General features: G+C 44.2%; 33 protein-coding genes and 1 pseudogene. 30 read left to right on the top strand and 4 right to left on the bottom strand.

The genetic code is table 11. From position 1 onward, the window contains the following. Positions 1 to 7: 7 nt before the first annotated feature. From A0256_00690 to A0256_00610, 17 genes and pseudogenes are all read left to right on the top strand, one after another. On the top strand, positions 8 to 667 hold the full coding sequence (locus A0256_00690; GenBank protein ID AMR34385.1) for a succinate dehydrogenase: 660 nt from the start codon (positions 8 to 10) through the stop codon (positions 665 to 667). A gap of 4 nt (positions 668 to 671) precedes the next feature. Then, positions 672 to 2,582 (top strand): succinate dehydrogenase, encoded by a 1,911-nt coding sequence (gene sdhA, locus A0256_00685; GenBank protein ID AMR30033.1) that lies wholly within the window; start codon positions 672 to 674, stop codon positions 2,580 to 2,582. A 17-nt stretch (positions 2,583 to 2,599) separates the two neighbouring features. After that, positions 2,600 to 3,349 (top strand): fumarate reductase, encoded by a 750-nt coding sequence (locus A0256_00680; protein AMR30032.1) that lies wholly within the window; start codon positions 2,600 to 2,602, stop codon positions 3,347 to 3,349. Between the two features lie 12 nt (positions 3,350 to 3,361). Then, positions 3,362 to 4,171, top strand: a complete 810-nt coding sequence (locus A0256_00675) for a hypothetical protein (protein ID AMR30031.1) — start codon at positions 3,362 to 3,364, stop codon at positions 4,169 to 4,171. Between the two features lie 108 nt (positions 4,172 to 4,279). Continuing rightward, positions 4,280 to 5,871 (top strand): annotated as a pseudogene (locus tag A0256_00670) (oleate hydratase). Between the two features lie 5 nt (positions 5,872 to 5,876). Beyond that, a complete protein-coding gene (locus A0256_00665) occupies positions 5,877 to 7,529 on the top strand; it encodes a hypothetical protein (GenBank protein AMR30030.1) in 1,653 nt (550 codons plus the stop codon). A 22-nt stretch (positions 7,530 to 7,551) separates the two neighbouring features. Further along, positions 7,552 to 7,947, top strand: coding sequence for a hypothetical protein (locus A0256_00660; GenBank protein AMR30029.1), 396 nt, complete (start codon positions 7,552 to 7,554; stop codon positions 7,945 to 7,947). 13 nt (positions 7,948 to 7,960) lie between these two features. After that, positions 7,961 to 8,620 carry an ornithine aminotransferase gene (locus A0256_00655; protein ID AMR30028.1) on the top strand — a complete coding sequence of 220 codons (660 nt, stop codon included), beginning with the start codon at positions 7,961 to 7,963 and terminating at the stop codon, positions 8,618 to 8,620. A gap of 2 nt (positions 8,621 to 8,622) precedes the next feature. Beyond that, on the top strand, positions 8,623 to 9,027 hold the full coding sequence (locus A0256_00650; GenBank protein AMR30027.1) for a hypothetical protein: 405 nt from the start codon (positions 8,623 to 8,625) through the stop codon (positions 9,025 to 9,027). Positions 9,028 to 9,185: 158 nt separating this feature from the next. After that, complete coding sequence (locus A0256_00645; GenBank protein AMR30026.1) at positions 9,186 to 9,845, top strand: ornithine aminotransferase; 660 nt, start codon at positions 9,186 to 9,188, stop codon at positions 9,843 to 9,845. Positions 9,846 to 9,912: 67 nt separating this feature from the next. Next, a complete protein-coding gene (locus A0256_00640) occupies positions 9,913 to 10,176 on the top strand; it encodes a hypothetical protein (GenBank protein AMR30025.1) in 264 nt (87 codons plus the stop codon). A 72-nt stretch (positions 10,177 to 10,248) separates the two neighbouring features. After that, entirely contained in the window at positions 10,249 to 10,449 is a 201-nt protein-coding gene (locus tag A0256_00635) for a hypothetical protein (GenBank protein ID AMR34384.1), read from the top strand. Between the two features lie 386 nt (positions 10,450 to 10,835). Continuing rightward, positions 10,836 to 11,186, top strand: coding sequence for a hypothetical protein (locus A0256_00630; protein AMR30024.1), 351 nt, complete (start codon positions 10,836 to 10,838; stop codon positions 11,184 to 11,186). Between the two features lie 93 nt (positions 11,187 to 11,279). Next, a complete protein-coding gene (locus A0256_00625) occupies positions 11,280 to 12,662 on the top strand; it encodes a succinate-semialdehyde dehydrogenase (GenBank protein AMR30023.1) in 1,383 nt (460 codons plus the stop codon). Between the two features lie 227 nt (positions 12,663 to 12,889). Then, positions 12,890 to 13,474 (top strand): hypothetical protein, encoded by a 585-nt coding sequence (locus A0256_00620; protein AMR30022.1) that lies wholly within the window; start codon positions 12,890 to 12,892, stop codon positions 13,472 to 13,474. 304 nt (positions 13,475 to 13,778) lie between these two features. After that, positions 13,779 to 13,961, top strand: coding sequence for a hypothetical protein (locus A0256_00615; GenBank protein AMR30021.1), 183 nt, complete (start codon positions 13,779 to 13,781; stop codon positions 13,959 to 13,961). Positions 13,962 to 14,223: 262 nt separating this feature from the next. Then, positions 14,224 to 14,601 (top strand): hypothetical protein, encoded by a 378-nt coding sequence (locus A0256_00610; protein ID AMR30020.1) that lies wholly within the window; start codon positions 14,224 to 14,226, stop codon positions 14,599 to 14,601. An 86-nt stretch (positions 14,602 to 14,687) separates the two neighbouring features. Here the strand turns inward: A0256_00610 and A0256_00605 are convergent, their stop codons facing one another. Beyond that, complete coding sequence (locus A0256_00605; GenBank protein ID AMR30019.1) at positions 14,688 to 15,248, bottom strand: AraC family transcriptional regulator; 561 nt, start codon at positions 15,246 to 15,248, stop codon at positions 14,688 to 14,690. Between the two features lie 457 nt (positions 15,249 to 15,705). Between A0256_00605 and A0256_00600 the strand changes: the two genes are divergently transcribed. The 5 genes from A0256_00600 (at position 15,706) to A0256_00580 (ending at position 17,902) form a co-directional block, all read left to right on the top strand. Next, positions 15,706 to 16,059 (top strand): cupin, encoded by a 354-nt coding sequence (locus tag A0256_00600; GenBank protein AMR30018.1) that lies wholly within the window; start codon positions 15,706 to 15,708, stop codon positions 16,057 to 16,059. Then, positions 16,052 to 16,234 carry a hypothetical protein gene (locus A0256_00595; GenBank protein ID AMR30017.1) on the top strand — a complete coding sequence of 61 codons (183 nt, stop codon included), beginning with the start codon at positions 16,052 to 16,054 and terminating at the stop codon, positions 16,232 to 16,234. Before A0256_00600 ends, A0256_00595 begins: the two co-directional genes overlap by 8 nt. A gap of 432 nt (positions 16,235 to 16,666) precedes the next feature. After that, positions 16,667 to 16,894, top strand: a complete 228-nt coding sequence (locus tag A0256_00590; protein ID AMR30016.1) for a hypothetical protein — start codon at positions 16,667 to 16,669, stop codon at positions 16,892 to 16,894. A 105-nt stretch (positions 16,895 to 16,999) separates the two neighbouring features. Beyond that, complete coding sequence (locus A0256_00585) at positions 17,000 to 17,290, top strand: hypothetical protein (protein ID AMR30015.1); 291 nt, start codon at positions 17,000 to 17,002, stop codon at positions 17,288 to 17,290. 234 nt (positions 17,291 to 17,524) lie between these two features. Then, a complete protein-coding gene (locus A0256_00580) occupies positions 17,525 to 17,902 on the top strand; it encodes a hypothetical protein (protein ID AMR30014.1) in 378 nt (125 codons plus the stop codon). Positions 17,903 to 18,176: 274 nt separating this feature from the next. On the opposite strand, the gene A0256_00575 is transcribed toward A0256_00580, so the two are convergent. Then, positions 18,177 to 18,719 carry an AraC family transcriptional regulator gene (locus tag A0256_00575; protein AMR30013.1) on the bottom strand — a complete coding sequence of 181 codons (543 nt, stop codon included), beginning with the start codon at positions 18,717 to 18,719 and terminating at the stop codon, positions 18,177 to 18,179. A 492-nt stretch (positions 18,720 to 19,211) separates the two neighbouring features. On the opposite strand from A0256_00575, the gene A0256_00570 reads away from it, so the two are divergent. Further along, on the top strand, positions 19,212 to 19,454 hold the full coding sequence (locus tag A0256_00570) for a hypothetical protein (protein AMR30012.1): 243 nt from the start codon (positions 19,212 to 19,214) through the stop codon (positions 19,452 to 19,454). A gap of 118 nt (positions 19,455 to 19,572) precedes the next feature. Here the strand turns inward: A0256_00570 and A0256_00565 are convergent, their stop codons facing one another. Together A0256_00565 and A0256_00560 are read right to left on the bottom strand one after the other, a co-directional pair. Next, entirely contained in the window at positions 19,573 to 19,971 is a 399-nt protein-coding gene (locus tag A0256_00565; protein AMR30011.1) for a hypothetical protein, read from the bottom strand. Then, positions 19,968 to 20,276: a hypothetical protein gene (locus A0256_00560; GenBank protein ID AMR30010.1), complete on the bottom strand. Its 309-nt coding sequence runs from the start codon at positions 20,274 to 20,276 to the stop codon at positions 19,968 to 19,970. Before A0256_00560 ends, A0256_00565 begins: the two co-directional genes overlap by 4 nt. A 237-nt stretch (positions 20,277 to 20,513) precedes the next feature. Here A0256_00560 and A0256_00555 point away from each other — a divergent pair, with 237 nt between their 5' ends. The 7 genes from A0256_00555 (at position 20,514) to A0256_00525 (ending at position 24,726) form a co-directional block, all read left to right on the top strand. Then, complete coding sequence (locus A0256_00555; GenBank protein ID AMR30009.1) at positions 20,514 to 21,173, top strand: ornithine aminotransferase; 660 nt, start codon at positions 20,514 to 20,516, stop codon at positions 21,171 to 21,173. Between the two features lie 67 nt (positions 21,174 to 21,240). Next, positions 21,241 to 21,504, top strand: coding sequence for a hypothetical protein (locus A0256_00550; protein AMR30008.1), 264 nt, complete (start codon positions 21,241 to 21,243; stop codon positions 21,502 to 21,504). A 44-nt stretch (positions 21,505 to 21,548) separates the two neighbouring features. Continuing rightward, positions 21,549 to 21,776: a hypothetical protein gene (locus A0256_00545; protein ID AMR30007.1), complete on the top strand. Its 228-nt coding sequence runs from the start codon at positions 21,549 to 21,551 to the stop codon at positions 21,774 to 21,776. 15 nt (positions 21,777 to 21,791) lie between these two features. Next, positions 21,792 to 22,562 (top strand): ABC transporter permease, encoded by a 771-nt coding sequence (locus A0256_00540; protein ID AMR30006.1) that lies wholly within the window; start codon positions 21,792 to 21,794, stop codon positions 22,560 to 22,562. 5 nt (positions 22,563 to 22,567) lie between these two features. Then, positions 22,568 to 23,344 carry an ABC transporter ATP-binding protein gene (locus A0256_00535; GenBank protein AMR30005.1) on the top strand — a complete coding sequence of 259 codons (777 nt, stop codon included), beginning with the start codon at positions 22,568 to 22,570 and terminating at the stop codon, positions 23,342 to 23,344. A gap of 3 nt (positions 23,345 to 23,347) precedes the next feature. Then, on the top strand, positions 23,348 to 24,346 hold the full coding sequence (locus tag A0256_00530) for a mammalian cell entry protein (GenBank protein AMR30004.1): 999 nt from the start codon (positions 23,348 to 23,350) through the stop codon (positions 24,344 to 24,346). Then, positions 24,343 to 24,726, top strand: coding sequence for a hypothetical protein (locus A0256_00525; protein ID AMR30003.1), 384 nt, complete (start codon positions 24,343 to 24,345; stop codon positions 24,724 to 24,726). Before A0256_00530 ends, A0256_00525 begins: the two co-directional genes overlap by 4 nt. Positions 24,727 to 24,975: the final 249 nt, after the last annotated feature.

The following is a 24,975-nucleotide window of genomic DNA, read 5'->3' as shown; positions in this document are numbered from 1 at the left end:
AACATTTATGAAAACAAGCAGCATTCAATATAAACTCATCATGGCCGGTACAGGACTGTTCCTGTGCTTCTTCCTGGTGATCCATTTGCTGGGCAACCTGCAATTACTACTACCGGCGGCAGAAGCTAAAGAGCAGTTTAACTGGTACTCGCATTTACTGGCCGGGAATCTATTCATCAAGATCGTTTCCTGGGTACTATTACTATCTATCATCGCTCATGCGGTATATGCGCTAATCATCACCCGTAAAAGCAACAAGGCTAACGGCACCAAATACGTCTACGACAAGCGTGGTGCCTCCAGTACCTGGAACAGCCGCAATATGGGTTTGCTTGGTACCGTGATCCTTGTTTTCCTGGTGATCCACCTGAAAGATTTCTGGTATGTGTCTGATTTTACGACTATGAATTTAGATAAACAGGGCAACAAAGACATGTACTCCGTAGTAGTACTAACCTTTCACCAATGGTGGTACGTGCTGATCTACGAGATCTCATTTATTGCCCTGGGTTTTCACCTGCTGCACGGCTTTTTCAGCGCCGCACGGACGCTGGGGATCTATCATCCCAAATATGTGAACCTGGTGCGCTATACCGGCTGGGTATATACCGCCTTAATTACCGGTGGCTTTATGCTTATTCCTATCTACATCTACTTTAACAATTGACCTCATGTTAGATTCAAAAATACCCGATGGCCCTTTGGCTGACAAATGGGATAACTATAAAGAACACGTTAAACTGGTCAATCCGGGGAACCGTAAAAAACTGGATGTGATAGTTGTTGGTACCGGCCTGGCCGGTGCTTCCTGTGCTGCCTCTTTGGCGGAGCTGGGCTACAATGTTAAATCCTTTTGTTTCCAGGATTCGCCCCGCAGGGCACATAGTGTTGCTGCACAAGGCGGCGTGAACGCCGCCAAAAATTATAAGAATGATGGGGACAGCGTATTCCGTATGTTCTCGGATACGATCAAGGGCGGGGATTTTCGTTCGCGTGAAGCAAACGTTTACCGGCTGGCGGAATGCTCGGCCAACCTGATTGACCAGGCTGTGGCGCAGGGCGTACCCTTTGCCCGTGAATATGGCGGTTACCTAAATAACCGTTCGTTCGGTGGTGTGCAGGTTTCGCGTACCTTTTATGCCCGCGGGCAAACCGGCCAACAACTATTGCTAGGTGCTTACCAGGCGCTGATGCGTCAGGTCGGTGCCGGTAAAGTAAAAGCCTTTACCCGTCATGAGATGCTGGAGCTGGTCGTTATCGACGGTAAGGCCAAAGGCATTATCACACGCGATTTGGTGACCGGTGAGATCGAACGCCATGCAGCCAACGCGGTGGTATTAGGTACCGGCGGTTATGGCAAGGTCTATTACCTTTCTACGCTGGCCATGGGCTGCAATTCATCCGCTATCTGGCGGGCGCACAAAAAAGGCGCATACATGTCGGGCGTAAGCTGGATCCAGTTTCACCCCACCTGTTTGCCGCAATCAGGTGAGCATCAGTCCAAGTTGACGTTGATGTCCGAATCACTGCGTAATGACGGCCGGATCTGGGTGCCCCTAAAACCACATGATGACCGTAAGGCAAACGATATACCGGAAGCTGAACGCGATTATTATTTGGAACGCCGTTACCCCACCTTCGGAAATCTAGCACCCAGGGATATCGCCTCCCGCGCTGCCAAAGAACGCATTGACGCGGGCTGTGGCGTAGGCGTGATGAAGAATGCGGTTTTCCTTGATTTTTCCAAAGCCATTAAAGAGCAGGGAAAGGAAAAGATCAAAGAAAAGTACAGCAACCTTTTTAAGATGTATGACAAGATTAACGCTGTCAATGCCTACGAGCAACCCATGCTGATCTCACCGGCAGCACATTTTACTATGGGCGGCCTTTGGGTGGACTATGAGCTAATGACGACCATACCGGGCCTGTTTGCTTTAGGTGAAGCGAATTTCGCGGATCACGGCGCTAACCGCTTAGGCGCAAATTCTTTATTGCAGGCATCTGTTGACGGTTACTTTATCGCGCCATATAGTATCCCGAATTATTTAGCGGGGGAGCTAAAAGCGGAAAAGATAACTATCGATCATCCTGCGTTTGCTGATGCAGAAAAAACTGTTAGAGAACAGCTACGCCACTTTTTAAATATTAACGGTCACCTTTCGGCCGATCACTTTCATAAAACCTTAGGTCAGGTCCTTTATAACGGCTGTGGGCTAGCGCGAAGCAAGGAAAGTTTAACCAAAGCAATAGCTGAGATCACCGCATTAAGAACGCAGTTTTACCAGGAACTGAAGATCACCGGGGATGAAAGAGTAAACAGCGAACTGGAGAAGGCCGGTCGTGTGGCCGACTATCTTGACCTGGGCCTGCTGATGTGCGAAGATGCTTTAAGCAGGAAAGAGTCCTGCGGCGCGCATTTCCGCGAAGAGTATCAAACCCCTGACGGCGAAGCTTTACGTAACGATAAAGACTATTGCTACGTGTCTGCCTGGGAATGGAAGGGCGAGCAGGAGCCCCACGAATTACATAAAGAGCCGCTTGTGTTTGAGAATGTATCCCTAACGGTAAGAAGTTATAAATAATCACAAAGCAACATCAAATGAAAATATATCTGAAAATCTGGCGGCAGGACAGCCCGGCTACAGCGGGCGAAATGGTTGCGTATCAGTTAGACGAGGTGTCATCTGATATGTCCTTCCTGGAAATGATAGACCTGTTAAATGAATCGCTGATCCAAAAAAGTGAACGCGTGATCGAATTCGATCATGATTGCCGGGAAGGTATCTGCGGGCAGTGCGGCGTTATGATTAATGGCCGGGCACACGGCCCGCTGGCGCATACCACCACCTGCCAGCTGCATATGCGCAGTTTTAAAGATGGTGAAACTATCCATATTGAACCGTTCCGCGCGGCCGCTTTCCCGGTGGTGCGGGACCTGAAGATTGACCGTCATTCACTTGACAAGATCATCCAGTCGGGTGGATTTATATCTGCTTCGACCGGCGAAGCACCCGAAGCGAACGGCTTATTGATCTCGCACCCGGTAGCGGAAGCTGCTTTTGATGCCGGTTCCTGCATCGGCTGCGGTGCCTGTGTCGCTACCTGCAAAAACTCAAGCGCCGACCTGTTCACTTCTGCCAAGATCACCCAGTTTGCCTTATTACCACAGGGAAATATTGAAAGGACAGAAAGGGTGCTTGCGATGGTAGACCAGATGGATGCCGAGGGATTCGGGCATTGTACCAATACCGAGGCCTGCGAAGTGGAGTGCCCGCAGGAGATTTCCGTGCTGCATATTGCCCGGATGAATTATGAATACAGTAAGGCATTATTACTTAAACGAAGCTAAACGATACGCCTGATGTGGTATGCGCTGGCAGTTGCAGGTTTTTGTCTGCTAATCATTTTTATTAAACGAATCTGTTCCGCCAAAGAGTTTGAGCAGGAGGTCACCGAACTGTTCGCCCTGCCGGATGGTCTATCCAACCAGGCTTTCAGTTACGGACAACTGGTTGATCTGCCCGAACCTGTACAAGCTTATTTTCGACATGTGCTCAAAGAGGGTGAACCTTATATAAACTATGTTCGGTTGAAACACAACGGGCAGTTCAAAACGGGTTTGAATAAAAAATGGGTTGATATTAAAGGCGAACAATACTTTACCGTCAAAAAACCTGGTTTTATCTGGAAAGGAACTACCAGACTATTCACAGCCCGTGATATGTACATCTCCGATAAAGGGCGGCTGGTGGTATCACTCTTTTCACTTTATAATATTGTAAACGCGAAAGGCAAAAAATTCAATCAGGGTGAACTCTTAAGGTGGCTTGCCGAAAGTGTCTGGTTCCCAACTAACCTGTTGCCCAGTGAGCATTTGCAATGGCAGCCCGTAGATACCCAAACAGCGAAACTGCTCTTTACCTATAAAGGAATGTCGTTGTCCTATAAAGTAAGCTTCCGGAACGGCGAAATCATTCAGTTTGAAACGACCCGTTATATGGGTGACGAGAAGCTGGAAACCTGGATCGGAAAATTGGGGGCTTATCAAAAGATCAATGAAATCATGGTGCCCACCAAAATTGAAGCGGTCTGGCGGCTAGCCAAAGGAGATTTCAGTTATGCCAAATTCAACGTCCTGCGAATTGATTATGAACTACCTCAAAAGTTTTAAGCAACTCCAACGCTGCTTATATAATCAACCGCACCCAATTTACTGACGGACATCATTTATTCAGGGGCTATCCCGGCGTAGGTTTGCTCACCAACTAAAAGCTGTCCTATGAAAAACTCGGTTCCAACCAATCCGCACCGTCAGATCCATTTAGTGGGGGCGGGTATTGCCTCTTTAGCCAGCGCCGCCTACTTTATCCGGGACGGCCATATCGCCGGTGACCAGATCACTATCTACGAAGAATTACCTGTTGCGGGTGGTAGCCTGGACAGTGCCGGATCGGCGAAAGAAGGTTACGTGATGCGTGGCGGCCGGATGCTAAATTTCAGCTACCTGTGTACTAATGACCTGCTTTCTTTTATTCCTTCATTGACCAACCTGGACATTACGGTACTAGAGGAGATCAAAGCTTTTAACGAGAAAATAAAAACGCATTCCCACGCCCGTGTGGTGGAAGATGGTAAAATCTTAGATGTTTCTTTCATGGGTTTCAGTAACCGTGACCGGCTTGACCTGATTAAAATGATGGCAGTAAGCGAAAGCCATTTGGGGATTAAACGGGTTAATGAATGGTTCGCACCGGAATTCTTTGAAACCAATTTCTGGTACATGTGGGACACCATGTTCGCTTTCCAACCCTGGCACAGCGCGGTAGAATTTAAACGCTACCTGCACCGCTTTTTACACGAATTCGAGCGGATCAATACGCTGGAAGGCGTTGACCGTACCCCTTATAATCAATTCGACTCCCTGGCAATGCCGCTGATCAAATGGCTGAAAGCGCAGGGTGTCCATTTTGAAATGGACACCAGAGTAACCAAAATCGATTTCAAAACCATCGGCGAACAAAAGGTCGCGGCACGGATGCACATGCTCAAAAATGACCAGACGCAGGAACTGGACTTAAATATCGAGGACCTGCTGCTGGTGACCATCGGTTCTATGACCGCTGATTCTTCCCTGGGCGCGATGCACAAAGCACCCGAACTCATTACCGATAAACGCGACGGCAGCTGGTTGTTATGGGAAGCTATTGCCAAACAAAGTCCGGAATTCGGTAGGCCTTTCGTTTTTGATAACCGGGTGGACGAGTCCAAATGGGAATCTTTTACGGTGACCAGTAAAGGGCATCTCTCTTTGAACTGATGGAAGAATTTTCGGGCAATGCTGCCGGAACGGGCGGCCTGGTAACTTTAAAAGATTCCAACTGGCTGATGTCTATCGTACTGGCATATCAGCCGCACTTTATCGGGCAGCCGGATGATGTGACCGTTTTTTGGGGCTATGGCCTGTTCCCCGACCGGGAAGGCAATTTTGTTAAAAAGCGAATGGCCGATTGTACCGGTGAAGATATCCTGACGGAACTGGTGCATCACCTGCGATTTGATGCTGTGTTGGATCAATTATTGGAAAACGCCAATTGTATTCCCTGCATGCTGCCCTATATTACCAGCCAGTTCCTGACCCGTGCTGAAGGTGACCGGCCGCAGGTTGTACCAAAGGGTGCCAAAAACCTCGCATTTATCGGACAGTTCTCAGAAGTACCTGAGGACGTGGTGTTCACGGTTGAATATTCTGTAAGGACAGCGCAGATTGCCGTTTATGAATTATTAAAGCTGGAAAAGAAACCTACGGAGATGTACCATGGCGATCATCATCCGGGCATACTATTCGAAGCCACGGAAACCATGTTCAGATAATCAAGATGACAAATTTAAAATCCCATTTGAACAGGCAAATATGGCTGACCCTGGCTTTAATATGCAGCACATCATTCAGCGGCTGCGGCCAGGAGGTTAAAAAAGCGACAAAGACCGACAGCCTGAAAAATGACTGGGATAAAACGATCCCGGGCAATTTCAGCGGGCAATCTAAAACCGTATTTGACAGTACCCGGATCGCTTCTTTCTTTAAACGTTACCCGGCTGTAAAAACTTATGAGCCGGAACTCCGGTCGTTTTACAGGCAGAGGAATTATGCCTATGCCTGGTTTGATGACGGCAGGCTCATTGAACAAGCCAGCAACCTGACTAACCGGGTTATGAACTTAGAGAATGATGGCATTTACAAAGCGGTGCCTTACCAGCAGGCGCTGGACTCTTTGCTTCATAACCAGGCTGGCAACGCAAAAGAAGGTCAGCAGGATGTGGTGACCGAATTAATGTTGACCACCCAATATTTCGTGTTTGAAAAACTTGTCTGGCGCGGAATGAGTACGGCTGCCAGTAAGTCATCCGGCTGGTTTTTGCCGAGAAAAAAAATCGCTTACCCGCAATATTTGGATAGTTTGCTGAACGAACAGCCAGATCAGCGCACTGCCAGCGAACCGGTTTATCGCCAATATGAATTATTGCGCGGGTTTTTACGAAAATACCGAACATTGGATCAAAAGGATCAGTGGCTCTCCATCAAACTAACACCTAAAAACCTAAAGACAGGTGATTCATCTGAAGTCATCCGGCAATTGAAAGCCCGCTTATTTAAGTTGGAAGATTACCACGGCGACACGTTGAGTACCGTGTATACCGAGGAATTAGTAACGGCATTTAAGGTCTTCCAGGAGCGGCACGGCTACCGTGTTACCGGCCGGCCGGATAAGGCCACGCTGGCCGGATTAAATGTACCCTTAGCTTCCCGGATCAAACAGATCCTGGTAAATATGGAGCGCAGCCGCTGGTTGCCGGTAAAACTAAAGGGCGATTACCTGGCGGTCAATATACCTGAATATCAATTGCATGTTTACCATGCGGATAGCCTGTTATGGAGTTGTAAGGTGGTGGTAGGCCAGACCGTACATCCGACTACCGTTTTTTACGGGGAAGTGAAACAGGTTGTTTTTAGCCCTTACTGGAATTTACCGCAAGGTATCATCCGGAACGAGGTGCTCCCGGGCATCAAAAGAAACCCGCAATATATTGCCGAGCATCGCATGGAGATCATAGGGCAACAAGATGGCCTGCCGGTGATCCGGCAAAAGCCCGGACCTGAAAACTCACTGGGACTGGTTAAATTTCTTTTCCCTAACAGTTATAGTATTTACCTGCATGATACACCCTCCAAATCGCTCTTCGGTGAAACGAGCCGGGGATTTAGTCATGGATGTATCCGGGTAAGTGAACCGGCCAAGCTGGCGGATTTCCTGCTGAAAAGCAATGGGGGCTGGAACAGCGAAAAGATTGACGGCGCGATGCACGGCGGTAAAGAACGCTATATCAACCTGACACACAAAGTGCCGGTTTTCATCGCGTACTTCACCGCATTTACCGATCGGGATAACCGGCTGAACTTCCGAAAAGATATCTATCAGCTCGATGCGCGCCTGGCGGAAATCATCTTGTCTGGCACCGGAGCGTATTAAAAACCACATTAACAAAAAAATTATGAAAACAGAGAGAAACCTGGGTATTTGGATGGACCATCAAAATGCCCACCTGATGGAGTTTACCGCTGATCCTATTGGCACCCAAACGATCGAGAATCATTTCAACCATGAAGTGAAAGAAGCGGTGATGCATAAAGGCGAAGGCACGATGCACCAGAAAGAACAGCACGAAACGATTGCATACTATAAAGAATTGGGAGAGATCATCCGTGACTACGACCACGTTATTTTTTTCGGTCCTACCGAAGCCAAAACAGAATTGCTTAACTACTTAAGAAAGGATCACCGATTTGCAAGCATTCAAATAGCAACCGAGCCGGCAGATAAGATGACCATTAACCAGCAACACGCATTCGTGAAAGCTTATTTTTCAAACCGTCTGTCATTAATATAAAAATCAAAAACACATGAAAACCAACCAGGAATTAGCAAAAGATGTTCAGGATGCCATTCAATGGGAGCCTTTACTTAAACATACAAAAATCGGCGCAACCGCTTTTGACGGGGTGATCACACTGACCGGAAACGTTGACGGCTATCTCAAAAAATCAAAAGCAGAAGAAACAGCAAAAGGGGTGACCGGTGTGAAAGCTGTGGTGGAAGAGATCGAGATTATCTTTCAAAATGCCGGCAATAAGACCGACGGTGAAATTGCCGTTGAAGCCATCAACGCCTTGAAGAACAACGGGCAGATCCCGCAGGACCGGATAAAAGTAAAAGTAGAGAACGGCTGGGTTACGTTGGAAGGCAACCTACCCTGGAATTATCAAAAAGATGCGGCCAGGGATGTCGTGAGGCATTTGCCCGGCGTCAAAGTATTTACCAATGATATTCGGATACAACCGGAGAACGAGGATGAACTGGAGCAGGAAGCTATCCAGCGCGCGCTGCGCCGTAGCGCGGCTATGGAAGATCAGGATATCCAGGTGTATGTAACCGGTAATAAGGTCACGCTCAATGGTGTGGTCAACTCCCTTTACCAGCAGGACGAGGCCAGTAGGATCGCCTGGAAAGCCCCGGGCGTAACAACGGTAGATAATGAACTGGCTATTGATTTCCGGGATTGATGATGACCCTGACCACCCAGATCGTATGGCTTTTATTACTCGCTATACCGATCGCCTGCGTTGCCTGGACGGTAACGCATGAAGAAGTTTTCCGCGAACCCCGTGAGTACTGCGTACGACGAAGCAACGAAGGAAAAACATTGATCGTGCGTAAATTCTTCTACCTGTTTACCTGTGAATACTGCTTCAGTCATTACGTAACGATCATTTTCATTTTATTGACCGGCTATCATTTGCTGATGGCCGACTGGCGCGGCTACCTGATCGCCGGTTTTGCGCTGGTTTATGTAGCAAACGCTTATATGAGCCTTTTCGGGCTGATCCGTCAGGATATCATGAAAGAGAAAGCAGAGATCAAATGCCTTAACGAAGAAATAGAAAAATTAAAATCAACTGTAAACAGTTAAAATATGGCAGACGAATCTGTCGGAATCGCCTGGTCTGTAAAATGTAACTGTCCTCAAACATATTACAAAGTGACGAACGTCATTCCCCCGGCAACTGATTGTCCGCACCTTTGATCTATCAGGAAGCCAATTAAATTAAAACTCCTGAGAGATCGAAAATGAGAACAAATGAAGAATTACAACAAGACGTTGAAAACGCGATCAAATGGGAGCCGCTATTGAACGCAGCCGAAATCGGCGTAACCGCTAAAGATGGTGTGATTACTTTAACCGGAACTGTTGACAGCTACCTTAAGAAAAGGGAAGCCGAAGCCGCGGCTAAAAGCGTTGCCGGTGTTAAAGCAGTAGCTGAGGACATTCTTATTAAATTCCCAAGTGACTTCAAAAAAAGCGATACGGAAATTGCCAACGAAGTGATTGTTGCTTTGGAAGCTAACTGGATACCGGAAGGCAAAGTTAAGGTTCTGGTTGAAAACGGCTGGGTGAAATTGGAAGGTGCCTTGAATTGGAATTTCCAAAAAGATGCGGCTAAAAATGCGGTTAAACCATTAATGGGTGTGATCGGCGTTACCAATGATATCAAAATCCAGGCCGAAAGCCATGATGAGATCGAAACGAAAGAGATCGAAGAAGCGCTTGCGCGTAACTGGTCTGTTAGTGATCAGGGTATAGAGGTTAAGGTCAATGGCAGCCGCGTTACTTTAACAGGCTCGGTACATTCGCTTTATCAGAAAGACGAAGCGGACCGTATTGCCTGGAACGCTCCCGGTGTTTGCGAAGTTGATAACGAGTTGTATATCGACTATTACGAAAACTAAAACCTAAAGCGGGAGGAAAGCCTCCCGCTTTAATTATTCATCACTCACCTTTTAATTAAACTCAGGCATGTTGCTGCAAACACCATTATATCACAATGTATTCGAGATTAAAGGCTGCCAGGAGATCCCGGCAGTATTAGTTGATGCGGAATTAGCGCTGGCTGAAGAGAGATTGGAAACGTGGGAAAATAAAAGCTTCTATCAAAAAGTAGCTTCACTGGCCAAGGTTGCTGAGGAGTTACCTAATCGCACCGACCAGCTTTCCGTGCTGATCAAGGCAGAGATCGATTCCCTGCTGGCGCAAAGTTACCGGGAGATCGCGCTATTATAAAGCTTGATTTCGGATATCATTTACCCAATTTTAAAATCAAGCAAGATATTATATAACTATAGTTTCTGGGGCATGGACCCGCTCTGGTGGTCAGCCTGGTTTATTATGCTGGTCTGGATCTTCATACTTCCTTATAATATTCCGGGTCAGCGCAATAAAAAAGAAGGCCTGTTGGATGTTTTACTTAAGCGTTATGCCGCTGGCGAGATCGGTGAAGAAGAATACCACGAACGGAAAAAGATCATTGAAATAGAAATGATCAAAGCAAACTAAGTAAAAATATAAATTGTGGCTTTACTGACAGATACGCGCGAATTTCTTAACGAGACCGCAAGGAATTGTACGGTCTGATTACTCTTATTTAAGGATGTGCAATTACTGAAAAATCCGGTCGTATTTCCCTACAGCTTTTGCAACAGATCATTATTAATCGCCCTAAGGTTATTTAGGATCTGCTTTGGTAGTCATAGAGTCGACAACACTTGATACTATAATAATTTGAGCATCAGGTGAATTGTGTAGCGGGAATCAGAATATGGAGGCCTAAAAACCTAATTTCTTTTTTAAAGATTATTTTAAAAACCTAGCTAAACAGCAAAAAAGGACAGCCTGGCCCGAACCGGCAAGTGATTATGAACAAAAAATCAAATCTGCTCATCATGGAACCGCGAATTTCGATAGAGAAAAAACATAACTTATCACTTAAGCGCATCGATCAGTTGGAAATGGAAAACGCGCTACTACATGGAATGCTGCAAAAACAGATCGATATTAACCAATCGAAAACCAGTTTCCTGGCCAAAGTGTCGCATGAACTGCGTTCTCCGTTAACTAATATCCAGCTCTCTGCCTCTCTAATCGAGCATTATTACCAGCGTATGAATAAAGAGAAAATATGCGGCCATTTAGAAAAAATAAAAGACGCGGTGAGCGATTTCGTTGTGATCCTGAATAAATATCTGCTTACAGAACAAAACCAGAAAGCTGATGAAGATCAGTTTACGGTGTGACCGTTGTCATCGTCCCTGCGAACTGTAATAGGCAATTTTGCAAACAGAAATCGTGACCCTAATATTAGCGGTCCAATTATATAAAAACTAATCATGTCTATAGCAACCATTAATCCCTTTGACAACAAAGTTGTCAAAACCTTTCAAGAGATGAGGCCGGAAACTGTCAATGCCGCCATATCTCAGGCCGAAGATACTTTTAAGACCTGGCGGACCATGCCCTTTTCCCGCAAAGCGGAGGTACTGCACCGTGTCGCTCAGATCATGCGTGAAAGATCTGACCAGCTTTCAAAGCTGATCACTTTGGAAATGGGTAAATTATTCGCGCAGAGCCAGGGTGAGATCGCGTTAAGCGCAGATATTATCGACTATTACGCGACCAATGGTGAGCAGTTTTTGGCTGACGAGCATTTAAAGCCCGAATTTGGCGAGGCATATATCAAAAAAAGCCCTATTGGTGTACTGCTTGGTGTAGAGCCATGGAATTTTCCGTTCTATCAGGTTGCCCGTTTTGCCGCGCCCAATATTATGATTGGCAACGTCGTTTTGGTTAAACATGCTTCCAACGTACCCCAATGCGCACAAGCGATTGAAGACATATTTTTAGAAGCAGGTGCGCCAAAAGGGTTATACACGAACCTTTTTATCTCCGGCGCGCATGTTTCTGGTTATATCGCCGATGAACGTATCAAAGGCGTTTCTCTTACCGGTAGCGAACTGGCAGGTGCGAGCCTGGCCGCCGCCGCCGGCAAGGCATTAAAGAAATCCGTTCTGGAATTAGGGGGCAGTGATGCCTTCATCGTTTTGGAAGACGCAGATATCGATCAGGCCGTGGCCTGGGCAGTCATCGGCCGAATGAATAATACCGGCCAGTGCTGCGTCGCGGCAAAGAGGTTCATCGTCGTAGAAGCAGTCGCAGATGAGTTTTTGAGTAAATTCAAAGCAAAACTAACAGGATTGAAAGTTGGTGACCCTATGGACAGCAAAACAGAACTTGGCCCTTTAAGTAGTGAAGGTGCTGCCGTACAGCTTGCAGACCAAGTCCAGCGTTCAGTTGATGCCGGGGCTAAGGTGATCCTTGGCGGCAAACGCATAGATCGCGCGGGTGCTTTTATGGAAGTTACCATATTGACGGATATTGAACCGGGTATGGCCGCTTATCATGAAGAATTGTTCGGACCGGTAGCATCATTTTATCGTGTTAAAGATGAGGCACATGCCATCAGGCTGGCTAATGACTCGCCATTTGGCCTGGGTGGTACTGTATTTACCGCCAATAAAAAAAGAGGTGAAAATGTAGCGGCGATGATCGATACTGGTATGGTATTTATCAATCACCCTACCTGGACACAGCCAGATCTTCCTTTCGGCGGCACTAAACGTTCCGGCTACGGCCGTGAGCTATCTTCTTTGGGCGTAGAAGAATTTGTCAATAAAAAGCTGATCAGGTTTAGTGAATATGCAGACCCATTTTAGTTGATAGCTGTATACGGATAAGCAAACCTTTATCAGATGGGAGGCTACAGGAGTAGTCTCCCATCTTTTAGTTATAAGCGGTTTAAGTCCAATCAGCTCATATTGTGTTGCGTATCACTTTTTCCACTGCCGGCTGTCATCAGTGCATCCATCGTATTTCCTGAAATTTACACCATAAATATACCAGGTACCGCCAAGCAGGCGATAACCAAAATCAAACAGATCAAATGGAAAACGTAACTGAAATGTCCGACCGCGCAGAACAATATTATATCAGCACCAAACGCTGGGTGTCCGACCTTGAATTCTTTCAAACTGAAACAGATTTTCTGCGCCACTTAGAGCAGGATTATTTTATACGCTTATTTGAGCCGAATGATGTTGCCAAATTAAAAGATGTGGGTATTAAACTCTTAAAGCTGCAATTAGACATGAAAGATGCCCATATGCAGTGTAGTATGCAACTGGACCGTTTAAGTCTGATCGCTGAAAATGAAGTTACCGAAGACATCTCTTATTTAGCGATAGAAAATAATACTTTATCTGACCTGATTAGTACGCTTACAACGGAGTATTACGATGTAAAAAAAGAACTGTTCAAACTGGCGGAAGGCGTGATGCGTGAAAATATACGGCAGTTCGAGCAGGATATGCAAAGCCGAGCACTACGGGCCATAATTGAAGCGGATTATGAAAGCGGGTTGAAAAGCGGCGTGACCGCAACCCCTACATTCTATATCGATGGAAAAAAGTACTATGGCGATTGGGAGAATGACGGACTGATCAACCATTTAAAACAGCTATTAGGATAAGCCTTCAAGTTATTCTTGAAATAAAAACCAAGAAAATGTTAAGAGAACTCAAAGATGTAAAAACAGAAGGTTTATTGAAAAACGAATTGATAGGTAGAATCGGCTGTCAATCAGACGGAGTGGATTACATCGTTCCGGTAATTTATATTTAAGACGGTACAAACATCTACTTTCATTCTGCTAAAGGGATGGATATACACAAAATCAGGGAAATCCCGAAATATGTTTCGAAGTAGAAAATATCAAGGATGTAAGGAATAGGTAGACTGTCATAGCCTGTAGAAGATTTGAAAAAATCACAGACATGGCCGAAAAGCAAAAAGTATCGCAACAGTTATTGGACAGGATCATGCCCTACATCATCGTTGATTCGGTTACCAGTGAACATGGTTTTGCGGATGAAGAAAGCGATATCGGTACAACCAATAAGCTCATTATGTATAAGATTAGTGATCATAAGAAAATCGGTTGGTTCGAAGACAGATAATATAATCATAAGTTTACGTCAACAGGTTCATGTTGCCGGAGAAAATAAGTGTACATGTAAAATAAACAGATAAAAAAATACATATTATCAGGAATAACCCTATTATGCGCTTTTCAGCTATTAGTTAGCATAATTACTTACTTGACAAGGATCACGCTCGAGTGGTCTTCAGTGCAACGCACTTCGGGATTTTCCATGTAGAGGGTAATTATAAAACGATCGACGCGACGCTCACGCCAATCGAAAAGATCTGACCGATGCGGTGATCACTTTCTCAGCAGAAGTAAATTCAATCAATACGGAAGTCGAGTACCGTGATAATGAATTTAAAAGCGCGGGTTATTTTGATGCGGAAAAATTCCCTACGCTGAGTTTTAAAAGTACTTCTTTCAAAAAGCTGGGCGAAAAAACATATCAACTCATGGGTAATATCACTACCCATGGTATTACTAAGCCTATCATAGTCAATGCTATAACTAATTGCAAGGCGGTAACCGCCATTAAAAATCCCACTGCCGGTTTTACCATTACCGAAAAGATCAACCGGCTTGATTTTGGTTTAGGCGGTGCTCTGCTCTCCAGTGGAGTGAGTAACGAGATTGAACTAAGGGGTAATATAAAGTTTACTATAGGTAATTAACCTAAGTTTTGCACTAGCTATTAAACCCTGTTTAGCGGCATTTCCTGAGCAGGTTTGATATGGATCGGCCTAATTATAAACCGATATTAAGGATTGACCAGACCTTTTTGCCGGTTGTCTTTGAACTTTTTAAAATGTGAGGGGGTCAGGCCTGTGATCTTTTTAAATTGGTTAGACAAATGAGCTACACTGCTGTACTGTAACTTGTAAGCTATTTGAGTAAGCGAAAGCTCATCGTAAACAAGTAGTTCCTTCACCCTTTCAATTTTGTGAATAATCAGGTAATGCTCAATATTAACTCCCACTATATCAGAAAATAGGTTAGCCATATAAGTGTAGTCATGGTTTAGCTTTTCGCTTAAATAGTCAGAAAAATTAATTTTAGCTGGTTTATCCGCATAGTGGACGAGTTCAATGATCACCTTCTTGATTTTCTCGATCAGAATACTCTTTTTGTCGTCCAACAACTCCAGGCCATATTTAAGCAGGTTTGTTTTAAAGAGGTTCAATTGAGCCGCTGAAAAATCCTCTATGATCTCGACATGACCTAATTCTACCGTTACATAATGACATGAAAGCCTTTTTAGTTCCTGCTTAACGATCATTTTGCAACGGATGCATACCATGTTCTTGATGTAAAGTTTCATGTTCAAATAGGATCGGCTTGTTAAATAGGATTGACTGTTGAAAACTCATGATTACCTTGAAGACGCGCTGTAGTGAACGATTCCTGACTAAAAAGGTTTATTCAACTTCCAAAGTTGATGCTTTAGTCCTTTAGACGGGATTAGTTGCAAGGACAAGGAATAAAAAAGCTTATAGTTTTAATTCCCAATTACAATAAATGACCCTTTGATCATCAGAGATTTGTTGGACGGTAAATGACTGTTTTTTAATTTCATAAACGAGAATCAGGGTTACTGGCGATTATAGTTAGTGTGTGAATAATGTAACTTAATAATAGAGTTATGTAACAGATGAGACCTTTCGGGTGCGCATCTTTATATGCTAATAAATAGCAGATCGAATTCCCAATAATTAACAGGGGAGGGCAGGTTTGAAAATGAATTTATGCTTTTATCAGCGGTAATAAGAATTTGAACTATGGAAAATAAGCAAACAGATCACGCCGAACTTGAAACCGCCAAGGCACATATTATTGTAAAGATCATTGAATATGTGCCTAACGCGGTGGTCATCAAAACCATTATTAAAAAGTCCACCGGCAATATCAGTATTATGTCTTTTGATAGCGGCCAGGGGTCGACAGAAAAGACCAGTCCGTTTGATACTTTTGCTCAAATTATCGAAGGCAAAGCCGAGATCGTTATAGATGACGTTTCCAGTCATTTAGAAACGGGCATGGGTATCGTTATACCTGCTCACCTGCCAAATTACATTAAACCAAACGGCCGTTTTAAAATGATCCAAACCATTATAAAAAGCGGATATGAATGAGCCGGTGATTAAAAATAAAAATTGTGCTTTAACGGTCAATGGCGGTTCATCAAATGTAAAGTTCGCGTTCTTTAAAATTGATGCTACTACTTTAACGTTATCTTTTTCTGGTGAGATAGCGGATATCGCAAGAAAGCAAATCAACTTGAATTTTCAGATCAGTACCAACCGATAACATTGCAAGGTTAATTTTCGCATGCGCGCAGTATGCGGTAATGCAACGGCTGATGGATTGGCTGGTAAAGTAGTTAGATTTTTCGTTAGTTGTCGCGATCGTCCACCGGGTTGTGAATTGCAGAGAACCTTCAAAGCCTTAAAAGGTTACACCGGATTTGCTTGACGATCTCAAAAGATCAGTAGCTATAACCCTGAACATCTGCCGCAGGAGATAAAAATGATACGATTATTTAAGCCCGTTATCCTGCAGTAGGTCAGGTAGCATGCTTTGATAATTCTTTCCATGCAGCAATGCCCCAGGTTGCAAAATTATTGGAAATTTCCCGGAAATATCAAAAGCCCGGAATCAGGCGATATGCCTTTCACGCCCTTTCGTAGGCATACCTGATGGAGCAACTTAGATGAGTAGAACGTTACCAATACCGACTGGGTGATCCTGGCCCATTTGGGCAACGGCGCAAGCCTGGCGGCGGTAGAAGGTAATCAGTGTATCGATACCAGCATGAGGTTTTCGAACGCTTCAGTTATACCGATGGGCAGCCGTACGGGTGATCTTGATCCGGCGGTAGCCTGCCTGCAAAGGGATGTGTTAGTGCAAATGCACAGGTGCTTGCCCGCCACGTTGCATTGTGCCAGGAAGCGTGATTGTTACGTTTAGTGGAGCCGGAAGTATTAATTGACGGAAAATATACCCTGCAACGTTGTGGAGAAGTTAAGAAGCAGGTATTGCGCGGTTTTTGAAGCATTGGATTTACAAAATGTAATGCTGGAAGGAATGCTACTGAAACCAACCATGTTCGAGCCCGGATTAGAATGTGCCATGCAGGGAACGGTTCGTGAAGTGGCGTATGCCATCATAATATCCCTGATACGTTTCGTTCCAGCGGCTGTTTCGGGGATCGCCTTTCTGTCCGTAGGCAAGGATGCAGTAGTGGCCATACAGCATTTAAACGCGATGCCTGTTCGGTTTAAAGACAAATTGCCTTGGGCTGTAGCTTTTACTTTTGCATGGGGGGGCAGTAGCCTGCTTTGGAAATTTGGAAAGGAAAAGTAGCTATTGTGCAGGCCGCGCAAAGGGCGTTGCTTTACCGTGTTGTCTGCAATCAAGGTGCGTGAAGGAGCGATTATGATAGTGCACTAGAAAAAAATAAAATATAGTTTTTATCATATTAAACAAACTGATCGTTTTTGACCTGAACGGTTCACTGGCAGAAATTAAAGCAGCGATTGATGCTGAAAGGGTGAGCTCTTAAATCATTTACATCAGCTTGCTTAAGTTGCTATTCAGTTGGAGACTGGCTGCAATTCAAAGGCAGATTTTGTCTGTTTTATCGCAAACGCAATAGTTAAAAATCTCGTTCTCCTACCTACATGGGGCTCTAAATATTACCAGAACAGATCTTGTTGGAAAATGTTATACGCTGAAATTTTAACAGTCGAACAAAAGAAAACGATTATTGAAAACTTAAAGGAAGCGGTAAATCTATCAGGATTAAAAAGGGAACAGATCTGGGTTGAGCCGATTGAAGACAGAGGAAGCCAGATCACTTTTTCCGCATTGGGACAGGAGGCTCCGCTTGAGGTGGAAAAAGATCATGATGCGGATTGGCTAAAAGAAAGGCGTTTAAAGATTTATCGGAAATATCACTTCCCGATTTTTCTATAAAATTGGTAGTGCTCTTCTATCGACATTACAAAGGCCGGGATAGATAAAGCTTACTGAATTTACAAGCTTTACCAAGCGCTTGGCATAGAATTCAAGAAACTATAGTCATCGGTTATGCAATTTTTAAGGGCGGTAATGAATACACAGCCACTATAACCGCAGTAGCCTGTATCAAAATGAAAGATGTTGGAGAAGTGAAAAAAGTGATCGAAACAATAACTGTCTATTTTAATATATTAAATATAACGGGGTGAAAACTATGGTACAATGATACTCAGTTTGATTGCTCTTTGACCTTTTTAAAATGGGTAGGTGTTAAGCCGGTTATTTTTTTGAATTGATTGCACAGGTGAGCCACACTACTGTATTGCATTTTATAGGATATTTCTGTAAGCGAAAGCTTATCGTAAATCAACAATTCTTTTACTTTTTCAATTTTATGAGTGATCATATAGTGCTCAACATTCACACCTTCAATTTCTGAAAATAGATTGGACATGTAGTTATAATCGTAGTTTAGTTTTTCACTGAGATGTTCCGAAAACTTGAGCTTGATGGGTTCTTCCTGATAATGGATCAATTCAATGATCACTTTTTTTATATTTTCTATAAGCAGGCTTTTCCTGTCATCCAAAATATCCAGACCAAACTTTTGCAAAACGGTTTTAAAATCTGCCACTTGTTTAATATTGATTTCTCCGGGTAGTTCAACTTCGCCTAATTCAACTGTCGTAAACGGAATTGAAAGTTTTTTAAGCTGTTGTTTAACCAACATTTTGCAGCGAATGCAAACCATGTTCTTGATGTAAATCTTCATTTCCGACTACTGGTTTAAAAGTTGCCTGGCGAGATCTATAAGAAGGTGAAAGGGGGGGAAGTATTGAATGATCAGTTGTTTCATATCAGGTGATGTTGCCTTTTGGCATCTATCAAATCTGCGAAATAATTGATCTTACTGATATGACTATCGTCATATTTGATAATGTTCGATATCACAATAAGCTGTTACTTGCGTCTGGATCAGATATACGCTGGCTTCTGTGGTTTATTTAAAATCTCACTATGGGATTTCTATATTTAACACATGATGAAATACACAGATAAGCTGGCCATTGACGCAAAAAAACTATAAAGAGACGACATTATTTTCGTAAAACAGGGTTGTTATGATATAAGAAATAAAAACCGTAAGGCTTAACATCAACATCCTTTTAATATGTGAGAAAAGTGGTGGTGCAATTGTCGCGACGATGTACAAAAGCCCTTCAGTAACCCTGAATATTTCCGGAAGGATTTGTTCATAAGCAATATGATAAAGTTCACTTTTGAAGAGACTTTAAATAAGGTCGATAAAGATTTTGTGCTTGAAATTGACAGCAAGGCAGATACCTACGGCATTAGGATAAGAAAGATAACGTTGCCGGTCATGTATACCATATTATGCAGCGCGTCGAAGATAGAGGTCACCATTAATCCTAATGCCAGAAAAGAGATCAAGCCGGAGATCACAGACCTGTTATTCAGTTTTCTTGTGGATTTCCTGGAGATCTAATCTTAACCTGTAACCTTCAATTTGCTGACCAGTTCGTGGAAATACTGCGGAGACCAAATCTTCAGGACGTTCGGGTCACGGATAAATCGGCGAATATCAGCGATCACATAATCCATTTTTACGTTATCAATTTTTCCTTCAACAACTGCCTGAACTTCGCTTCGTCGATCATATCGCTATCCCAATCTCCGCTATCTTTCGCCCGGATGACGAAATGTGCCAGGTTTAGCGGTATACCTTTGCGGATATACCATTCCATATCATACCAGTCGCGACCTTTTACATTCGTTCCCCATTTACGGAACAGGAGCGCATGCATTTTCCCGGCAAAGAGATTCCGAAAAGTGGTCAAGCCCGTAAAAATCCGGAGCGCCGTGCCACCATAGAAAGCGGCCTTTTCAAAAAAGCCGGTACGGGAAAGCCCGGCCAAGGCGATATCCTGCATGATCTCCCGCAGGGCGTCTTTGGCTTCCTGTTGATTGGCCGGTTTGTAATCTTCTAACCATTCTTTGATCATAAGTTCTCCATCATTTTAATGACCATTATTAAACTTTCTTTTTTTGGAGCGGCATCCAGCCAGCCGGACATTATTTTGGTATCCAGCTCTTTCAGCGCTGATTCCTCCATTCGGAGGTCTTGTGTCAGGTAAATGCCCGCCTGTACCGTACTTCTGATCAGTAAACCAGAGGTGCTGATGATCTTATCACAAAGTGCTTTTTCCGGCGAGGCGATCATCGCGTTCTGCTTTTCGCCTAGTTTAACTATTCGCAGTCCGAATGCGTAATACGGTAGAGGTAAATTTGTGTAGGTGAAAATGCCCACGTGGGTTGTAAATTCACGGAAGCTTTGGTGGGCCTTAACGAAGAAATAGAAAAATTAAAATCAACTGTTAATAGTTGAAATATGGTAGGCGAATGTGTCGGAATCGCTTGGTCTGTAAAATATAACTGTCCTCAAACATATTACAAGGTGACGGACGTCATTCCCCCGGCAACTGATTGTTCGCATCTTCGATCTATCAGGAAGTCAATTAAATTAAAACTCCTGAGAACATCGAAAATGAGAACAAATGAAGAATTACAACAAGACGTTGAAAACGCGATCAAATGGGAACCGTTATTAAATGCCGCTGAAATTGGCGTAACCGCCAAAGATGGCGTTATCACGCTGACAGGCACCGTAGACAATTACCTCAAAAAACAGGAAGCAGAAAATGCTGCCAAAAGTGTTGCCGGTGTAAAGGCCGTAGCTGAAGACATTACGATTAAATTTCCAAGCGACTTCAGAAAAAGCGATACAGAAATTGCCAAAGAGGTTATCGACGCTTTGAAAGCTAACTGGATTCCGGATGGCAAGGTAAAAGCATTCGTTGAAAACGGCTGGGTGAAATTGGAAGGTGCAGTGCACTGGAACTTTCAAAAGGATGCAGCTAAGAATGCGGTTAAACCATTAATGGGTGTGATTGGGGTTACCAATGAGATCAAGATCCAGGCCGAAAGCCATGACGAGATCGAAACGAAAGAGATCGAAGAAGCGCTTGCGCGTAACTGGTCTGTTAGTGATCAGGGTATAGAGGTTAAGGTCAATGGCAGCCGCGTTACTTTAACAGGCTCGGTACATTCACTTTATCAGAAAGACGAAGCGGACCGTATTGCCTGGAACGCTCCCGGTGTTTGCGAAGTTGATAACGAGTTGTATATCGACTATTACGAAAACTAAAACCTAAAGCGGGAGGATAGCCTCCCGCTTTAATTATTCATCACTCACCTTTTAATTAAACTCAGGCATGTTGCTGCAAACACCATTATATCACAATGTATTCGAGATTAAAGGCTGCCAGGAGATCCCGGCAGTATTAGTTGATGCGGAATTAGCGCTGGCTGAAGAGAGATTGGAAACGTGGGAAAATAAAAGCTACTATCAAAAAGTAGCTTCACTGGCCAAGGTTGCTGATGAGTTACCTAATCGCACCGACCAGCTTTCCGTGCTGATCAAGGCAGAGATCGATTCCCTACTGGCGCAAAGTTACCGGGAGATCGCGCTATTATAAAGCTTGATTTCAGCTATCATTTACCCATTTTAAAATCAAACAAGATGTTTTATAACTATAGTTTCTGGGGCATGGACCCGCTCTGGTGGTCAGCCTGGTTTATTATGCTGGTCTGGATCTTCATACTTCCTTATAATATTCCGGGTCAGCGCAATAAAAAAGACGGCCCGTTGGATGTTTTACTCAAGCGGTTTGCTGCCGGAGAGATCGGCAAAGAAGAATACCACGAACGGAAAAAGATCATCGAAATAGAGATGATCAAAGCAACCTAAGTTAAAAACACAACTATGCCATTATTGACAAATACGCGGGAGTTCTTTGACGAGACCGGCAGCATTACCAAATTTACCGGGCGCTTCTTTTCACACGGGATGAAACCAAAGTTCGAACTGAAGGAATTGAGGGCGCAATGCTATATCATTGGCTACAAGTCTTTGCCGCTGGTGGGCCTGACGGGATTTATTATGGGACTGGTGTTGACCATGCAATTGAGACCTTCGCTGGTCAGTTATGGTGTTGAATCCCAGTTGCCGGTAATGGTAGGAATCGCCATTGTTCGCGAAATAGGCCCGGTGATCACGGCACTTATCTTTGCCGGAAAGATCGGCAGCAGTATTGGTGCCGAACTCGGTTCGATGAAAGTGACCGAGCAGATCGATGCGATGGAAGTAAGCGGAACTAACCCGATTAAGTATCTGGTGGCTACCCGCGTCATTGCTACTACCTTAATGCTTCCCATATTAACCATCCTGGGAGATGCGATCTCTTTATTCGGCGCCTACATCGGCGTGAATATCAATTCGGTAACGAGCATCAAATTCTTTTTTAATCAGGTGTTTCAAAGCATTGGCTATAGCGATGTGCTCCCCGCAGTGATTAAAACGATCTTTTTCGGATTTGCTGTGGGCATTATCGGCTGTTATAAAGGTTTTAACTCTACCAAGGGAACGCGGGGCGTAGGTAGCTCAGCCAATTCCGCCGTAGTGCTGGCCTCTGTGCTCATTTTTGTGATCGACCTTTTAGCGGTGCAGTCCACCAACTTATTAGGCTTAAATTAAAAAAGATGAGCACGCCCCAAAAGACATTAACGGTCAAGAAAGAAGAGCCGAAAGTTCGGGTCATTACGATCGCGCATGTTTACAAACGCTTTGGCCCTAATGTGGTACTGAAGGATTTTAACCTGGTCGTCAATAAAGAAGAGAACGTAGTGATCCTGGGTAAATCAGGTTCTGGGAAATCCGTGCTGATCAAATGTATAATCGGCCTTTTGAAAGCTGATAAAGGCATCATCGACGTTTTGGGCGACGATGTTACTAAACTAAGTGATGATGAACTGAACAGAGTAAGAGCAAAGATCGGCTTCCTGTTCCAGGGAAATGCCCTATACGACTCGATGACCGTCAGGGAGAACCTGGAGTTTCCTTTACGCCGGCACTGGACTGACCTTACACAATCAAAAGTGAATTCGATGGTAAAGGAAGTGCTTAGAAATGTAGGCCTGGCCCATACCACCGAGATGATGCCGGAAGAATTGTCCGGTGGCATGCTTAAAAGGATCGCCCTGGCCCGGACGATGATCCTCAAGCCGGAGATCATTTTATATGATGAGCCGACGACCGGGCTTGACCCGGTTACGGCCCGGGAGATCGATCAGCTGATATTAACCCTACAAAGAAAATACCATACGTCATCCATCATCATTTCGCATGATATGAATTGCGTGAAAAATATATCTGACCGGGTAGTGCTGTTATTTGACGGCAAATGCTATGCGGACGGCACTTATCAGTCACTGGAAAAATCCGCTGACAAAAACATCAAACAATTTTTTGAATCATAGATCATGGCAAATAAAGGCGAGAATAATATTAAACTGGGTATGTTTGTGCTGGCAGGTCTGCTGGTGTTGATGGCCTCTTTTTATATGATCGGCAAGAACCGGAACATTTTCGGCAGCGGCTTTGAACTAAAGGCCCGCTTTAATAACCTTAACGGGTTGATGGAAGGAAACAATGTACTCTTCTCAGGTATCCAGGCAGGAACGGTCAAAAAGATTACTATGATTAACGATACACTGATCGAAGTGACCTTAGCCATAGACAATAAAACAAGTGCTTTCATTCACAAAAATGCTTTGGCCGCTATAGGTACGGAAGGATTAATGGGCAATAAAGTGGTGAACATACAGGCAAACAAAGGAAGCAGTCCGATGGTCGGAACCGGAGATATTCTTGCCGCACAGAAAATGACCAGTACCGATGAGATGTTGCTCACCCTGTCCAAGACCAATAACAATATCGCCACGATATCCGAAAGTTTGAAAAATGCAGTGCTGGGCATTGACAGCAGCGCACTGTTCAAATTATTGAACGATCAGACCATCGGGGTGAGCTTGAGATCTTCCTTAAAAGGTATAAATCATGCCAGTTTAAACGCCAATAACCTGACACGGGGGCTGAATGAAATGATCGTGCAGATCAAACAAGGGAAGGGCGCGGCGGGTGTACTGATTTCAGATCCGGATGTTGCGGGCGATCTTAAAAGTTCCGTATGCAATATCCGTTCGGCAACTGAAAACGCCGATCAAATGACGGGGCAGCTCCAAGAGATAGTCAAAAATATTAATCATGACCTTTCTAATGGCAAAGGACCACTACATGGCTTGCTAAAGGACTCGACGTTGACCAAAAAAATCAGCCTGAGCCTGGATAACGTACAGAAAGGCACCAATGGGTTTAACCAGAATATGGAAGCTCTAAAACACAACTTCTTCTTTAAAGGCTATTTCAAAAACCTGGCTAAGCAGCATAAAAAAGACAGCCTGGCACGCATTGGCAAATGATGATGAATGATAAACCTAACCTCTTCATTATGGAACCGCGTATTTTGATTGAGAAAAAAAAAGCCCAGTCAGCTGAGCGGATCGATCAGCTGGAAATGGAAAACGCCCTGTTAAATGGAATGCTGCAAAAACAGATCGATATTAATCAATCAAAAACCACTTTCCTGGCCAAAGTGTCGCATGAGCTGCGCTCCCCCTTAACCAATATCCAGCTCTCCGCGTCTCTGATCGAGCATTATTACCAGCGCATGAATGAAGAGAAGATATTCGGCCATTTAGGCAAAATAAAAGACGCGGCGAGCGATTTCGTTGTGATTCTGAATAATTACTTACTTATAGAACAAAACCAAAAAGCTGATGAAGATCAGGTTACCGGGTGACTGGCATCATCGTCCCTGCTTCTGTTATCGGCAATTTTGCATACAGAATCGTGATCAGGTTCAGTGAATATGCAGACCCGTTCTAAATCCAACGGATAAGCTATAAATTACCAGATCGGAGGCTGCATCGGTTGTCTCCGATCTTTTTTAACACCCGACATAGGCGCAAATTATATATTATGTCGCATATCACTTTTCGCCTTGACCGGCATCATTAACGCTTCCAGGGCTTTTCCTGAAATTTACACC

It is taken from the genome of Mucilaginibacter sp. PAMC 26640 (genome assembly GCA_001596135.1).
Lineage (GTDB): Bacteria > Bacteroidota > Bacteroidia > Sphingobacteriales > Sphingobacteriaceae > Mucilaginibacter.
Note: the sequence above shows the minus strand (reverse complement) of the source record. Positions and strands in the feature narration are given on the sequence as shown.